The 16712-nt window shown below is 34.2% G+C and carries 11 protein-coding genes and 1 tRNA gene; 8 read left to right on the top strand and 4 right to left on the bottom strand.

Features of this window, described 5'->3' with window-relative positions:
• Positions 1-62: 62 nt before the first annotated feature.
• Together DMZ43_RS12980 and DMZ43_RS12985 are read left to right on the top strand one after the other, a co-directional pair.
• Positions 63-1298: a metallophosphoesterase gene (locus DMZ43_RS12980; protein ID WP_131508803.1), complete on the top strand. Its 1236-nt coding sequence runs from the start codon at positions 63-65 to the stop codon at positions 1296-1298.
• Between the two features lie 140 nt (positions 1299-1438).
• Positions 1439-1735: a co-chaperone YbbN gene (locus DMZ43_RS12985; RefSeq protein ID WP_129760948.1), complete on the top strand. Its 297-nt coding sequence runs from the start codon at positions 1439-1441 to the stop codon at positions 1733-1735.
• Here the strand turns inward: DMZ43_RS12985 and DMZ43_RS12990 are convergent.
• Both DMZ43_RS12990 and DMZ43_RS12995 read right to left on the bottom strand, forming a co-directional pair.
• On the bottom strand, positions 1732-2373 hold the full coding sequence (locus DMZ43_RS12990) for a polysaccharide deacetylase family protein (RefSeq protein WP_131508804.1): 642 nt from the start codon (positions 2371-2373) through the stop codon (positions 1732-1734). The genes DMZ43_RS12985 and DMZ43_RS12990 overlap by 4 nt on opposite strands.
• A 17-nt stretch (positions 2374-2390) precedes the next feature.
• Complete coding sequence (locus tag DMZ43_RS12995) at positions 2391-5753, bottom strand: DUF2723 domain-containing protein (RefSeq protein WP_131508805.1); 3363 nt, start codon at positions 5751-5753, stop codon at positions 2391-2393.
• A 150-nt stretch (positions 5754-5903) separates the two neighbouring features.
• Here DMZ43_RS12995 and DMZ43_RS13000 point away from each other — a divergent pair.
• A tRNA-Gln gene (locus DMZ43_RS13000) sits at positions 5904-5976 on the top strand.
• Between the two features lie 51 nt (positions 5977-6027).
• Here the strand turns inward: DMZ43_RS13000 and DMZ43_RS13005 are convergent.
• Entirely contained in the window at positions 6028-6852 is an 825-nt protein-coding gene (locus DMZ43_RS13005; RefSeq protein WP_129760951.1) for a universal stress protein, read from the bottom strand.
• A 151-nt stretch (positions 6853-7003) separates the two neighbouring features.
• Here DMZ43_RS13005 and rimP point away from each other — a divergent pair, with 151 nt between their 5' ends.
• From rimP to infB, 3 genes are read left to right on the top strand one after another with little or no spacing between them, the layout of a single operon-like run.
• On the top strand, positions 7004-7468 hold the full coding sequence (gene rimP, locus DMZ43_RS13010; RefSeq protein WP_129760952.1) for a ribosome assembly cofactor RimP: 465 nt from the start codon (positions 7004-7006) through the stop codon (positions 7466-7468).
• A gap of 12 nt (positions 7469-7480) precedes the next feature.
• Positions 7481-8719, top strand: coding sequence for a transcription termination factor NusA (nusA, locus tag DMZ43_RS13015; RefSeq protein WP_129760953.1), 1239 nt, complete (start codon positions 7481-7483; stop codon positions 8717-8719).
• A 30-nt stretch (positions 8720-8749) separates the two neighbouring features.
• Positions 8750-11491, top strand: coding sequence for a translation initiation factor IF-2 (gene infB, locus DMZ43_RS13020; protein WP_131508806.1), 2742 nt, complete (start codon positions 8750-8752; stop codon positions 11489-11491).
• 71 nt (positions 11492-11562) lie between these two features.
• Here the strand turns inward: infB and DMZ43_RS13025 are convergent, their stop codons facing one another.
• Positions 11563-11937 carry an SPOR domain-containing protein gene (locus tag DMZ43_RS13025; protein ID WP_129760955.1) on the bottom strand — a complete coding sequence of 125 codons (375 nt, stop codon included), beginning with the start codon at positions 11935-11937 and terminating at the stop codon, positions 11563-11565.
• 310 nt (positions 11938-12247) lie between these two features.
• On the opposite strand from DMZ43_RS13025, the gene DMZ43_RS13030 reads away from it, so the two are divergent.
• Both DMZ43_RS13030 and DMZ43_RS13035 read left to right on the top strand, forming a co-directional pair.
• On the top strand, positions 12248-13537 hold the full coding sequence (locus DMZ43_RS13030) for a cytochrome c3 family protein (RefSeq protein WP_131508807.1): 1290 nt from the start codon (positions 12248-12250) through the stop codon (positions 13535-13537).
• Between the two features lie 35 nt (positions 13538-13572).
• Positions 13573-16686, top strand: coding sequence for a TAT-variant-translocated molybdopterin oxidoreductase (locus DMZ43_RS13035; RefSeq protein WP_131508808.1), 3114 nt, complete (start codon positions 13573-13575; stop codon positions 16684-16686).
• Positions 16687-16712: the final 26 nt, after the last annotated feature.

A 16712-nucleotide genomic window follows, 5' to 3' on the forward strand; every position in this document is an offset into this window, starting at 1 on the left:
AAATATAAAATGATTGAAGATAAAAGATTTTAAATTCGGTTATCTTTGATTAAATTTAGTTTATGTCGAGATGGATTATTAGGCTTGTGATACTTTCAGCTATTATTTTGGTAGCTGAAATTTATACTTTTCAAGCCTTAAAAACGGTTACTAAAAGTCGTGTTGTTAAATGGAGTTGGCTAGGTGTTTCTGCATTAGTTTATGCCAACTTAATATATGTAATGTTTTCTACTCCAAGAAGTTTAGGGCAAACCATGCAATTTCAGTATGCAGTTGGCTTTATGCTTACAATTCTTATCCCAAAAGCAATATTAATTATAATGATGTTTGGCGAAGATATTGTACGAGTTATTCTAAAACTTGTTTCAGTATTTTCAAGTGGAGAAACGCAATCTTTTGTTGGTAGGCGTGTTTTTGTTTCTAAGCTGGCTTTAGGGTTGGCAGCCATCCCATTTGCTTCATTTTTATACGGAATTATTCAGGGAAGATATAACTACAAGGTTTTAAAATATCAATTGTCTTTTGAAGATTTACCTGAGGCTTTTGATGGTTTAACCATTACACAGATTTCCGATATACATTCAGGGAGTTTTACCAATAAGAACAAAATACAGTATGGTGTTGATTTAATTAACGAACAAAAATCAGACATTATTCTTTTTACTGGTGATATTGTAAATAATAAGGCTGATGAAATGGATACTTGGGTTGATGTTTTTAAACAGCTAGATGCACCAATGGGTAAGTTTTCAGTATTAGGAAATCATGATTATGGCGACTATGTTGATTGGTTAACAAAAGAAGATAAGGTTAACAATTTTAAAGCGGTAAAAGACATTCATCCAAAAATAGGATTTGAATTATTACTGAATGAGAACCGTTACATAGAAAAAGACGGTCAGAAAATTGCTATTGTAGGTGTTGAAAACTGGGGAAAAGGGTTTAATCAATCAGGTGATTTGGTTAAAGCTTCCGAAGGAATAAATAAAGACGATTTTAAAATATTGCTATCTCACGATCCATCTCACTGGGAGTACAAGGTAAAGAAAGACGATTTTAATTATCAACTTACGCTTAGTGGTCACACTCATGGATTGCAGATGGGAATTGAAATTCCAGGGATTTTCAAATGGAGTCCTTCTCAGTATGTTTATAAACAATGGGCAGGTTTATATGAAGAGTTTGGAAGATATATAAATGTTAATAGGGGTTTTGGTTATCATGCCTTTCCAGGACGAGTTGGTATATGGCCAGAAGTAACCGTTATAGAGCTCAAAAAAGGAACAAAAAACGCTTAATTGCAAGGAAATGTTATATTTACTCTTAAAATTGCTTATTTTTATAAATAAGTAAGAGTGAATCTACTAGATGATATTAGTTAAATCATACCTAAAATCATCTAGGTTTAATAACAACATTTGACTAAAAACTTTAAAGTATGTCAAAATTTGGGGAATTAATAGATGTTAACATTCCTGTTCTGTTAGACTTTTTTACAGAATGGAATGAGCAATCCAAGGCAATGCATGCTGTATTAAGAGACGTTGCAGCTGCTCTTGGTGATAAGGCTAAGGTCATTAAAATTGACGTTGATAAAAACAAAGAGCTTGCTGAAGCTTTAAGAGTTAAAGGCTTACCAACGCTAATTATCTACAAAGGTGGTGAAATGAAATGGCGTCACAGTGGTGAGCAAGACGCTAATACTTTAATAGGTATTATTCAAGAGTATATCTAATCAGATATAACTATATTCTTAAAAGAAAATCCAAGATTGCTATAGTGTTCTAAAACTTTAGGTAAAGCATATTGCAGATTTGAAGCAGCTTTGAGGCTATCATGAAAAACAATAACGCTCCCTTTTTTTGTTTTGGAGATTACATTTTCTAAACAAGCTGCATTAGATATTGTAGCATCCCAATCAAAAGACAATACATCCCACATTATAATTTTATAACCCATTTGAATTAACTCGTTAGCTTGCTTGGGTTTTATTTTTCCATAAGGAGGACGAAATAACTTAGATGTTTGTTGTTGTTCTATTAAAGATTGGGTTTTTAAAACATCGTCTATATATTCTTTTTTTTGGGTTTTCCAGCCTTTTAAATGGTTGTAGGTATGGTTACCAATGCTATGACCTTCATTGATTATATCCTGAAAAATATCAGGATGCTTTTCAATATTACTACCAATACAAAAGAACGTCGCTTTTGCATTGTATTGTTTTAATGTGTTTAGAGTCCAATGCGTTATTTCAGGTGTTGGACCATCATCAAAAGTGAGATAAATTGTTTTTTGTTCAGTAGGAATGTCCCAAATGTAATTTGGAAACATCTTCTTTACCACCAAAGGTGTTTTAGTAGGAGTTATTTTCATACGAAAACCCTAACAATTTATTCCATATTAAAAAGACTATCAACCGAGTCGTTTGATATAATATCTAAGTCATCCATTAAAGGCTGCTCATCATCTTCTGGTTCGTCTCCAGCAAAGTGATTGAAAAGCTTAAGATAATTGTTAAACCTTTCAGTTTCTTCTAAAGCAAAATCACCATCTTTATAAATCACTAATATATCTACTAAAGCACGGTAGCGTTCAATATCAGTAACAATTTCGTCAAGATAACGTGTTTGATTTTCTATAGATAATCCACTGTAATAGGTTAAACTTTCCTGGTATTTTTTACTTACCTTTTTAAATAGGTCTCTACCTTTTTCAACTTTGTCTACTTCGTAGTAAGCACTAATGTATGGTTCTAAAAGTGTGTAATACCCAAAAATATCAACAGGCATTTTTTCCATAGCTAAATCAGCTACTTTTTCAGCTTTATCGTACTCCTCTTCATTAATTAGTTGCTCCACCAAACGCGCAAGATTACCTCTGTAAGTTATCCCATTCTTTCTAGATTCGGTATCGTGGTATACGTTTTCGTTACCACTATTTCCCCAATCCCAAGCCATAACTTTTTCGTACATTAATTCGCTATCTACACGTCCCATATCAAAAGGGTTTGCTCTGTCAACAGGTGTTTTTATTGGCACAAGTTTGTAGCATAAACCGTCTAGTTGCAGGTAGTCTTTCATCCAGATATAATCATCGTCACCAAATGCACCTCCAGTAAAATAAATTGGACGTTTCCAATTGTTGTTAGCTACTATATCTAACATCAGTAATCTGTTTTTATATAAAGCGCCTCCTTTTATTTCAACGTCTAAATAAGGTAGTATTTTATCAGCATCTTTAGGTTTTACGATACCATGTTCTAAAACAGAAGCCTTGTCAACAGGAACTCTAATGTGAGATGTTGGAAAATAGTTAGAGTTTAATAAATTACTTGGGTAGTAGCTAAGGTCTTCACCTTCTCGTTGAAGAATATATTTTAGCTTGTATCTAGGATCGTCACTACTTACAAAGTTCATAAAGTCTTTTATCATCAGCGTGTCTTTGGTAATTTCCCTTCTCATGATATAGTCTCTTGTTCCAAACTTATATTGGTCATGCGTTAGTTGAGAAGGAATTGGGTCGCTCTCATACGCTTTTCGTTTCATTTGATCGATATACCAATCGGTTTGGAATAAACTAGTATTTACAACTCTTACGTCAGTTCGTATTCCTTCAATTTCTTGAGCATACCAAAGCGGGAATGTATCATTATCACCAATAGTAAATAAAATGGCATTTGGCGCACAAGATTGTAAATACTTAATAGCCATTGCATGGGCTGTTTCTCTTTCAGACCTGTCATGGTCATCCCAATTGTTTGCCGCAAGAATTCCTGGTACAAGAATTAAACATACAAGGGTTATTGATGGCGCTAAGAATTTTGAAGACGAATACTTTTTTAAGCCTTCAAAAATAGAGTATACTCCAAAACCAATCCAAATGGCAAACACATAAAACGAACCAACAACCGAATAGTCTCTTTCTCTAGGCTCAAAAGGTCGAATATTTGTATAGAATTGAATTGCTAAACCTGTAAACAAAAAGAAAACTAGCATAGTCCAAAACAGTTTTTTGTCTTTACTGAGTAAAAATAAAAACCCTATAAGCCCTAAGATAAGCGGTAAGAAATAGTAGGTGTTTCGTGCTTTATTGTTTTCTACATCGCTTGGTAAGTTTTTTTGCGACATGCCTAAATGCATTTCGTCAATAAAATCAATGCCACTTATCCAGTTACCGTGTAAATCGTCATACTTTCCTTGAATATCGTCTTGCCTTCCTACAAAGTTCCACATAAAATAACGCCAATACATATAACCTAATTGGTACTCTAACATGTATCCAGCATTTTGAAGTAATGACGGTTTTTCAATGTCTAAAAACTCTTGACCGTATCTTTTAAGGAATAAATGGTAATCTTCATAATCAATTCTACCTTCAGCAACTTGCTGTCTAAAATCATTAACCAAAGCTCTTACTTGGTTTTCCATTTGATATTCTGGCTTGATTTTAAAATCTAGTAGGCCAGTAAACATCATATAGTTTTCGGCATGCTCTGTACTCCACATTCTTGGTAAAATAGAAGCTTGCTCAGAATTGTAGTTTTGTTTGGCGTTTTTCCAATCGTTTACAACAATATACTTTCCAGACTTTTCGTCTTTTTCGTATTTAGGTTTATCATCAATAAAAGGTTGATTGGCATCATAACCAGTGTATTGCTCTGTAAACAATGGTCCATAGAACAAATGAGTTTCTGGGTATTGCTCTAAGTTATAATATGCTAAAAGTTCTCTGGCACTAGAAGGGTTGTTTTCGTTAATAACAACTTGAGCATTGGCTCTAATTGGTAGCATCAACCATGAAGAAAAACCAATGATAATAAACGTTAAACAAAGAATTCCTGTGTTTAAATGCTTGTAGTTTTTTTGACGTGTGTATTTTAATCCGAAATAAATAATAGCAATTAAAACAATACCAGCAATAATTGAACCTGAGTTAAAAGGTAATCCTATGCTATTTACAAAAAACAATTCCGAAGCACTAAACGCTCTCATAATGTTTGGAGCTAATAGTTTAAACACAAAAAGTAATATAGCTACTGCTACTACATTGGCAATAATGAAGTTTTTAACCGTTATTTCTTTGTAGTTTTTAAAGTAATAGATAAGTCCTATAGCAGGTATGGTCAATAATCCCATAAAGTGAACACCAAAAGACATACCTATAACAAAAGCTATTAAAATTAACCATCTGTTACCTCTAGGAGTATTCATGTCTTGTTCCCAACGTAACCCTAACCAGAACATAATAGACATAATTAAGGCAGCCATTGCATATACTTCTGTTTCAACAGCATTAAACCAAAATGAATCGGTAAAAGTAAAAGCTAAACTCCCTACAAGAGCACTTCCTAAGATGGCAACGTTTTGTTGTTTAGACAATAAAGTAGTGTCATATTCATCATTGATAGCCTCTTTTTTAGGTAGTGAAGCAACTGCTAGTTTCCTTAAAAGTAGGCTTATGGTCCAAAACATAAACAAGATTGTAAATGCACTTGCTACAGCACTCATCATATTTAACATCATGCCAACTTGAGAAGGTTCAAGAGCAAACATTGAGAAAAATGCACCCATCATTTGAAAAAATGGAGCTCCAGGAGGATGCCCAACTTGTAGCTTAGAAGAAGTTAAAATATACTCTCCAGCATCCCAAAAGCTAACTGTTGGTTCTATGGTTAGCGCATATGTAATAAGGGCTACGGTAAAAGCAAACCATCCTAAAATGGTATTCCATTTCTTGAAGTTGAAATGTGTCATATGTGTTAAGTATTGTTGCGGGCGAATTTAATAATAAATATGATAAACACTAAGGTTTTTAAGTAAACGTTAAGGTTTTTAAATTATTTTCTTGATTTTTTTTTGTGCAAATGAAACTTTGTTATAAATTTGCATCCTCATTTGAAATGATGGCCTATGGTGTAACTGGCAACACGTCTGGTTTTGGTCCAGAAGAGTCTAGGTTCGAGCCCTAGTAGGCCAACAAAAAAAGTCTTCCACAATTGGAAGACTTTTTTGTTTTAGGGTTTTGAGATTATATCTTAAACGTAATCACAGGTCTTTTAGCATGATTCACAAGGTCTTCACTTATACTGCCGTTAAAAAAATGAGCAATTCCTTGTCTCCCATGAGTGCTTATTCCTATTAGGTCTGCGTCAATATCTTTAGAGAAGTTTAAAATGCCACTTTCCACAGTGGTGTCGTTGTATATGTTTAGCGTGTAATTGTCAAATTCATAATCTTTTATAAAATCTAATATTCGTTCTTTAGCTTTTGCTGTAGTTGTAAACGTATTTGCGGTATTTACCATGAGTAAATGTATTTTTGAACCAAATGCACTGGCAAAATCGGTTGCTTGCTTATAGGTTTCTTTGTTGTCGTTTTTAAAATCAGAAGCAAACACAAAATTTTTAACATTAAAGCTAGTGTGCTCGTTTTTAATCACCAATACAGGAATATCAGACGTTCTTACAACCTTTTCAGCATTTGAACCAACAAACATTTCTTTAAAACCACTAGCACCATGTGAGCCCATAACAATTAGGTCTATGTTTAACTCATGACACTTGTCAATGATGTTGCCAAAATTGGTGTCAGATTTTACAGTTTCGTGTACAGTAATCCCTTCTAAATAATCACTAGCCATAAGGTTTTCAAATTTTTGATGCGCTAATTTCATGAAGAACATTGCTTCGGGTAATGCGCTATGAGAACTCATGGCATCAACTTCCTGTAATGGAAGTTCTAACATGTGAAGTAGGTAGATTTCACTATTCTCTTTTTTGGCTAATTGAGCAGCAACTTTTAATGCGTTTTCTGCTTCTTTAGAAAAGTCGGTTGGTACAAGAATTTTTTTCATATTGATGACGTTGAATGTTATTACATAAATTTAATAATAAAAATCGACTTTACCCTATTTGCAGAAATCAATTAATTTGTTGTATATTTGCAGCGTTGTAAGGAAAAAGAAAATACGAGGGGACGGGAAGTCCCCTCTTTTTATACTAAAAATGTTTAGAGATACCGTAAAAGAATTACTTGATAAAGCCTTAGAAGAACGACAAGATTTGTTCTTGATTGATTTTGAGGTGTTAGACAATAATGCCATTAAGATTATTATAGATGGCGACAACGGAGTACTTGTTGAAGATTGCATATTTGTAAGTCGTGCAATTGAGCATAATCTAGACAGAGAAGATCAGGATTTTTCTTTAGAAGTAATGTCGTCTGGTGCTACAACACCATTAAGCCATATAAGACAATACAAAAAAAATATAGGTAGAGTTTTAGGTGTAAAGACAAAAGCTAGCGAAAAATTTGAAGCAACACTTGTTAATCAAGATGAAGAAGGGATAATGCTAGAGTGGAAAGCAAGAGAACCTAAGCCAGTAGGTAAAGGAAAAGTTACTGTTAAAAAAGAAGCCAAGATAAAATACGATGATATTTTAGAGGCAAAAGTTATAATAAAATTTTAATTCATAATAGATATGGAAAATGTTGCGTTAATTGATTCTTTTTCAGAATTTAAAGACGATAAGTTAATAGATCGTGTAACGTTAATGGCGATTTTAGAAGATGTGTTAAGAAATGCATTAAAAAAGAAGTATGGAGATGACGATAACTTTGATATCATTATAAACCCAGATAAAGGAGATTTAGAGATATGGAGAAATAGAATTGTTGTAGCAGATGGAGAAGTAGAAGAACCAAACCAAGAAATTGAATTAAGTGAAGCACGTAAAATAGAACCAGATTTTGAAGTAGGAGAAGATGTAGCAGAAGAAGTTAAACTTATAGATTTAGGAAGACGATCTATCTTAGCATTAAGACAAAATTTAATTTCAAAAATACACGAACACGACAATACTAATATCTATAAGCAATTTAAAGATTTAGAAGGTGAAATTTATACAGCCGAAGTACACCACATTCGTCACAGAGCAATTATTTTGCTAGATGATGAGGGTAACGAAATTATTTTACCAAAAGACAAACAAATTCCTTCTGACTTCTTTAGAAAAGGGGAAAATGTAAGAGGAATTATTGAAAGTGTTGAGCTTAAAGGAAATAAGCCAGCAATTATCATGTCAAGAACAGCTCCTGTTTTCTTAGAGAAGTTATTTGAACAAGAAATACCAGAGGTTTTTGATGGATTAATCACCATAAAAAATGTAGTAAGAATTCCAGGTGAAAAAGCAAAAGTAGCTGTAGATTCTTATGATGATAGAATAGATCCAGTTGGAGCATGTGTAGGTATGAAAGGATCTAGAATACACAGTATTGTAAGAGAATTGGGTAACGAAAACATTGATGTAATCAACTTTACCAACAACTTACAATTATACATTACAAGAGCATTAAGTCCAGCAAGAGTAACATCAATAAAAATTGATGAAGAAGCAAAACGTGCCGAAGTACTTTTAAAACCAGAAGAAGTAAGTAAAGCTATTGGTAGAGGAGGTCATAACATACGTTTAGCAGGACAATTAACAGGTTATGAAATTGACGTGTTTAGAGAAGGAACTGAAGAAGATGAAGATGTAGAATTAACTGAATTCTCTGATGAAATCGAAGGATGGATTATTGAAGAATTCAATAAAGCAGGTCTTGATACGGCTAAAAGTATTCTAGAGCAAGATATTGAAGACCTTGTGAAGAGAACAGATTTAGAAGAAGAAACAATAATTGATGTTATCAGAATTCTTAAGGAAGAATTTGAAGAATAACATATATTTAAGTTATATTACAAGCAATTTATGGCGCAAACAATTAGATTAAATAAAGTATTAAGAGAACTCAATATTTCTATTGACCGTGCAGTTGATTTCCTAGAATCAAAAAACGTGGAGATAGAAAAAAGTCCTAATACAAAAATATCAGAAGACGTTTATGCAATTCTTTCCAACGAGTTTCAAACAGATGCAAGTAAAAAAGTAGCGTCTCAAGAAGTTAGTGAAGCAAAGCTTAAGGAAAAAGAAGAGTTGCGTGAACAACGTGAGCGCGAGCTTGAAGAAAAGGCGAAAAAAGAAGAACGAGCTAAAGTCGTTAAAGCCAAAGCTGAATTAAGCGGTCCGAAACAAGTAGGTAAAATTGATTTAGACAAACCTAAAACCGAACCTAAAAAAGAGACTCCTAAAGTAGAGGAGGCTCCTAAAGTTGAAAAAACTGAAAAGGTAGAAAAAGTAGACAAGGTTGAAAAGGTAGAAAAAGTCGAAAAAGTCGAGGTTAAAAAAGAGACTCCTAAAGTAGAGGAAACTCCAAAAGTCGAAAAACCTGAACCTAAAAAGGAAACTCCTAAAGCTAAAGAAGTTCCAACCGAAGGTGCTGTTGGTGATGACAAACTAAAAACGCAATACCAAAAACTTTCAGGACCTAAAATAGCTGGTGATAAGATCGATTTATCTCAATTCAATAAGCCTAAGAAGAAAAAAGAAGATAAAAAACCTGCGGCTTCATCTGATAGAGACACCAATAAAAAGAAAAGGCGTCGTATTAGTAAACCAGGATCAGATAATAACTTTAACAGAAACAATAACCAAAGAGGCGGTTTCAAAGGTAAAGGAAAACGTCCAGCTGTTGTTAAAGAAGAACCAAGCGAAGCAGAAGTTCAAAAGCAAATTAGAGAAACTCTAGAAAAGCTTCAAGGTAAATCCAACAAAGGTAAAGGAGCTAAATACCGTAGAGAGAAAAGAGAACAACATAGAGAACAAACTGAAAAAGACTTACAAGCTGAAGCAGCAGAAAGTAAAATTCTTAAAGTAACCGAGTTTGTTACTGCAAGTGAAGTTGCTACTATGATGAATATTTCTGTTACCGAAATTATTTCGGCATGTATGTCGTTAGGTATGATGGTAACAATGAACCAACGTTTAGACGCTGAAACACTATCGGTTGTAGCAGATGAATTTGGTTATGAAGTTGAGTTTGTAACTGCTGATATAGAAGAGTCTATTGAAGAGGTAGAAGACAAACCAGAAGACTTAAAATCTCGTGCACCAATTGTAACTGTAATGGGTCATGTAGATCATGGTAAAACATCGTTGCTAGATTACATTCGTGAAGAAAACGTAATTGCAGGTGAGTCAGGTGGAATCACACAGCACATTGGAGCTTATGGAGTTACTTTAGAAAGCGGACAAAAAATCGCATTTTTAGATACTCCTGGTCACGAAGCCTTTACAGCTATGCGTGCTCGTGGTGCTCAAGTAACTGACTTGGCAATTATTGTTGTAGCAGCTGATGATGATATCATGCCTCAAACCAAAGAAGCAATTGCACATGCGCAAGCAGCAGGTGTTCCAATTGTATTTGCAATTAATAAAATTGACAAACCAACAGCAAATCCTGATAAGATTAAAGAAGGATTAGCAAACATGAATTTATTGGTTGAAGATTGGGGAGGAAAAATTCAATCGCATGATATCTCTGCAAAAACAGGACAAGGTGTTAATGAATTACTTGAAAAAGTATTGCTAGAAGCTGAATTATTAGAGTTAAAAGCAAATCCAAATAAACCTGCAAACGGAACTGTTGTTGAAGCATTCTTAGACAAAGGAAGAGGTTATGTATCAACAATTTTGGTACAAGCCGGAACACTCAAAATTGGAGATTATGTACTTGCTGGTAGAAACAGTGGTAAGGTAAAAGCTATGCATGATGAGCGTGGTAATGACATTACTGCTGCAGGACCATCAACTCCTGTATCTATTTTAGGTTTAGATGGAGCACCACAAGCAGGTGATAAATTCAACGTATTTGAAGATGAACGTGAAGCTAAACAAATTGCAGCTAAACGTACACAATTACAACGTGAGCAATCTGTAAGAACACAGCGTCATATTACCTTAGACGAAATTGGACGACGTATTGCACTTGGAGATTTCCAAGAGTTGAACATAATCTTAAAAGGTGATGTTGATGGATCTGTTGAAGCCTTAACCGATTCGTTCCAGAAATTATCTACCGAAGAAATTCAAGTTAATATCATACATAAAGGTGTTGGAGCCATTACCGAAAGTGATGTGCTTTTAGCAACTGCTTCTGATGCAATTATTATCGGATTTAACGTAAGACCAATGGGTAATGCACGTCAAATTGCAGATAAGGAAGAAATCGATATCAGAATGTACTCTATTATCTATGATGCTATTAATGACCTTAAAGATGCAATGGAAGGTATGTTATCTCCAGAACTTAAAGAGGAAATTACTGGTACTGCAGAGATAAGAGAACTATTTAAAGTGTCTAAAATTGGTACTATTGCGGGATGTATGGTAACTAACGGTAAAATATATAGAAACTCAGGAATAAGATTAATTAGAGATGGAGTTGTTGTTTATACAGGAGAGTTAGCATCGCTTAAACGTTTTAAAGATGACGTTAAAGAAGTATCTAAAGGATATGACTGTGGATTGCAAATCAAAAACTACAACGACATTAAAGAAGGTGACGTTTTAGAAGCATTCCAAGAAGTAGAAGTGAAGAAAAAATTGAAGTAATTACTCTTTCAATTAGATATAAAAAAAGCGACTTATTTAAGTCGCTTTTTTGTTTGATATAATCTTTCGTTTTAGCTTTTATCTCTTTTAGGTTTAAAAATAAAAGCATTGTTGTAGTTCTTTTTAATTTTAAGTAAAGCCTTGTCAGCTTCAAGTCTACTTCTAAAATTTCCTACCCAAATCTTGTAGTTTGGTGTCTCATACTCCATGCTTACAGGCCATTCGCTGTAAGTTTTCATAAAATCAGCCTCAGCTTTTTGAGCTCCAGAGTGATTTCCTTGATAAACTTGTATTTTATACAAGTCAACAGTTTTAGCATCTTTTTTAAACTGTAATAACTTTTCAATGTCTTTGTCTTGTTCAACAGTAACAACACCATCTTGAGCATTTCCTATTGAGGAAAATCCAATAAAAATTAAAAAGGCGAGTAGTGATTTTATGTTCATTTTTGTCATACGTATCTATTATTAAGAGTATTAAAATTTTCAAACGCAAATACTAAACCATTTAGTATTAACAACTTTTCAATTCGGTAAAATTAAAAAATTTATTTCAGCAAAAGTATATCTGTGTTTAATTAAGTAAAATGCAAGCTTCAATATTATTTAGAATCTTTATAAATTACCAATTAACACTTCTGTAACATTTCTAAAATGGACTTTAAGTATTATTTTTGCGTGAGATTTTATAACTGTATTTTTTTCTTTTTAAATGAAAAAATCATACCAAAGTTTGGAAGATAATTCAACTAACAATATGAAACAGGTGATATACCGTAAATTAACCGCTAATATACTTCAATTAGGGTTTATTCTTTTACTCACGTTTTCAACAACACTTAACGCTCAAGAAGGTGATCCTGCTAAGGGTAAATCTATTTTCAATACCAATTGTGCTTCTTGTCATAACCTAGATCGAAAGATGACTGGTCCTGCGTTACGTCATGTAGAGCAAAGATTAGCAGATGACCATGGTTTGGATAGAGAGTGGATTGCTGCATGGATTCGTAACAGTGCTGGAGTTGTTAAATCTGGCGATGCCTATGGTAACCAAATATTCAATGAATATAGTGGTACGCCTATGACGGCTTTCCCGCAATTAACTGATCAAGACATTTCAGATATCTTAGCGTATACAGCCCAAGAAGCTGTGGTAAAGAAACCTGAAACTCCAGAGAATCCTAATAGTGAAGGTGCTACAAATGGAGGAACTTCTAACAAAATAATCCTTTGGGCATTAGCATTGTTATTTGCATTGTTGGCTTTTGCTTTAGTGTTGGTAAGACGTACACTAAATAGATTTGCTGAGGCTAAAGGAATCGAGATTCCTCAAAAAGACAAAGGATTACCATTATGGAAAGCGTTTGTGCAAAATCAATTTTTAGTATTGGTTACTGCAATCTTCTTTTTATTGACTAGTGGTTATTTTGTGTATGGTTATTTAATGCAAGTAGGTGTTGATCAAGGATACCAACCAGTACAACCAATACACTTTTCTCATAAAATACACGCAGGAGATAACGGTATCGATTGTAAATACTGTCACTCATCTGCAAGAGTAAGTAAAACTTCAGGAATTCCTTCATTAAACGTTTGTATGAACTGTCATAAATCAGTTGTTGAATATACAGGTGAAACTACTGCTGAGTATAGCAAAGAGTTTTATGATGGAGAAATTCAAAAATTATATGCAGCAGCAGGATGGAGTGATGCAGATCAAAAATATACTGGTCAAGCACAACCTGTAAAGTGGGTTAGAATTCACAACCTGCCTGATTTTGCATACTTTAACCACTCACAGCACGTGTCTGTAGCAGGAATTCAATGTCAAACATGTCATGGTCCTGTAGAGGAAATGGAAATTATGTATCAACATGCTCCACTTACAATGGGATGGTGTATTAACTGTCATAGAGATACAGAGGTTAAAGTTCAAGATAATGGCTATTATGAAAAAATTCATGAGCAGTTATCTAAGAAATATGGAGTTGAAAAATTAACGGCTGCTCAAATGGGTGGACTGGAATGTGGTAAATGCCATTACTAATTTAATATTAATAAAGAGTAATTCAATTATATAATATGTCATCAAACAAGAAATACTGGAAAAGTGTTGAAGAGCTAGACCAAAACAGCTCTGTTGTTGAGACGCTAAAACAGAACGAGTTTGTTCAAGAAATTCCAACTGATGAGTTTTTAGGAGATAAAGCCTCATTAGAAAGTTCTTCTACAACACGTCGTGACTTCTTAAAGTACGTTGGTTTTAGTACAGCTGCAGCGTCATTAGCTGCCTGTGAAGGACCAGTGATAAAGTCAATCCCTTATGTGGTACAACCAGAGGAAATTATTCCTGGTGTTGCTAACTACTATGCAACTACAATTGCTGACGGATTTGATTTTGCAAGTGTTTTAGTTAAAACTCGCGAAGGTCGTCCAATTAAAATCGAAAACAACACAATGGCAGCTACCAATGGTAGTGCTAATGCTAGAGTTAATGCTTCGGTTTTAGGGTTATATGATAGCCTTAGAGTTAAAAAACCAATGAAAGGCGACGCTGAAATTTCTTGGGAACAATTTGATGCTGAAACCAATCAAGCCTTAACAGATGCAATGAATTCTGGTAAAGAAATTGTGTTATTTACACAAACATTTGCTAGTCCTTCAACATCTAGATTGATTGCTGATTTTAAAGCAAAATATGGTAATGTACGTCATGTACAATACGATGCTGTTTCTGAGTCGGCTGCATTAGATGCTTTTCAAGCAAAATATGGAGAACGTGGATTAGCGGATTACGATTTTTCTAAAGCAATGACAATTGTATCTGTAGGAGCAGACTTTTTAGGTGATTGGCAAGGTGGTGGATTTGATTCTGCATATGCTAAAAAGAGAATTCCAGATCATGGAAAAATGTCTCGTCACATTCAGTTTGAATCAAACATGTCTCTATCAGGAGCTAATGCTGATAAAAGAGTACCAGTAACTCCAACACAACAAAAAATGGTATTGGCTAAGCTTTATGCCGAAGTAGTTGGTGGTTCTGTTTCTGTTGATTTACCAGAAAATATTTTACAAGCCGTTACTAAAACAGCGTCTGAGCTTAAAAACGCTAAAGGAAAAGCTGTAGTTGTAACTGGACTTAACGATATAAATGCACAAACCGTTGCATTAGAAATTAATGAGTACTTAAACAGTGAAGCATTCAATACTGCTTCACCAATAAAAACTAGACAAGGTAATGACAAAGCTGTATCTACTTTGGTTAGTGATATGAAAGCAGGAAAAGTTGGAGCAATTATAATGAGTGGAGTTAATCCATTATATACATTACCTAACGCTGCTGACTTTGCTGAAGGATTAAAAAATACTACAGTGTCTATCGCTTTTTCTATGAAAGCTGATGAGACGTCAACTAACTGTACATATATTGCTGCTGCACCACATTACTTAGAATCTTGGGGTGATGTAGAAATGAAAAAAGGACATTATGCATTAATGCAACCAACAATTCGTCCTTTGTTTGATACAAGACAATTTCAAGATGCATTATTAAAATGGTCTGGAAGTGATGTATCGTATCATGATTATGTAAAAGATACTTGGAATTCTTCAATACTTAATGGAGGATCATTTAACCAAGCGTTACATGATGGTGTTTTTGTAAGTAATGTGTCAATTGATGTTGTTGAAGAAGCTACAACAGAAGAAGATACTGCTGAGGCACCTTCAACTAATGCAGCAAGGGCTTTAGCGTCTTCTGCAAAAGCTGGTTCAGGATTAGAACTTACATTATATAGTAAGACAGGAATGGGAGATGGTCAACAAGCCAATAACCCATGGTTACAAGAGTTCCCAGATCCTATTTCTCGTGTGTCTTGGGATAACTATTTAACTGTTTCTAAAGCTGATGCTGATAAACTTGGACTTAAAAATGTTCATGTAGCAACAGGAGCTTTAGATGGAAGTTATGCTGATGTTACTGTAAACGGAACAACTTTAAAGAATGTTCCTGTATTAATTCAACCAGGACAAGCTAATGGTTCTGTAGGTTTATCATTTGGGTATGGTCGTAAGGCTGGACTTAAAGATGAAATGAAAACAGGAGTTAATGCTTACCAATTATACAGTGATTTTAATAATATTCAAAGTGTAACTGTAGCTGCTGCTGCTGGAATGCATGAGTTTGCATGTGTTCAGTTGCACAATACATTAATGGGTCGTGGAGACATCATTAAAGAAACTACACTTGAAATATTTAATACTTACGATAAAGAAGACCACAAACACGGTTGGAATAAGATACCTGTTGTTTCTCTTAACCATGAGGAAACTCCAGTAACTTCTCCAGATGTTGACCTTTGGGACGAGTTTGATCGTTCAATTGGGCATCACTTCAACTTATCTATCGATTTAAATGCTTGTACAGGTTGTGGAGCATGTGTGATTGCTTGTCATGCAGAAAACAATGTACCTGTAGTAGGTAAAGAAGAAGTTCGTCGTAGTCGTGATATGCACTGGTTACGTATTGATAGATATTATTCTTCAGAAGACTCTTTTGAAGGCGATAATGAAAAGAAAGATAATATCTCTGGTTTAGGAAGCTCATTAAGTGAGTTTGGTGAGATGGAAAACCCATCAGAAAATCCTCAAGTAGCTTTCCAACCAGTAATGTGTCAACACTGTAACCACGCACCTTGTGAAACAGTTTGTCCTGTGGCAGCAACATCACATGGTCGTCAAGGTCAAAACCATATGGCTTATAACCGTTGTGTAGGTACAAGATACTGTGCTAACAACTGTCCTTATAAAGTACGTCGTTTCAACTGGTTCTTATATAGCCAAAACGATGAGTTCGATTATCACATGAATGACGATTTAGGACGTATGGTATTAAACCCAGATGTTGTAGTACGTTCAAGAGGTGTTATGGAAAAATGTTCTATGTGTATTCAAATGACACAAAAAACAGTTCTTGATGCTAAACGTGATGGTAGAGAGGTTAGAAAGGATGAGTTCCAAACAGCATGTTCAGCTGCTTGTAGTAGTGGAGCAATGATTTTTGGAGACATTAACAATAAAGAAAGTAAGGTAGCTCATCTTAAAGAAGATGACAGAGCATATCACTTACTTGAACATATTGGTACAAAACCAAACGTTGTATATCAAACTAAAGTTAGAAATACAACTGAAGCTTAACAAAAGAATTAATAAGAAACAATTAT

Source organism: Meridianimaribacter sp. CL38 (assembly GCF_004328055.1).
GTDB classification, from domain to species: domain Bacteria; phylum Bacteroidota; class Bacteroidia; order Flavobacteriales; family Flavobacteriaceae; genus Gaetbulibacter_B; species Gaetbulibacter_B jejuensis.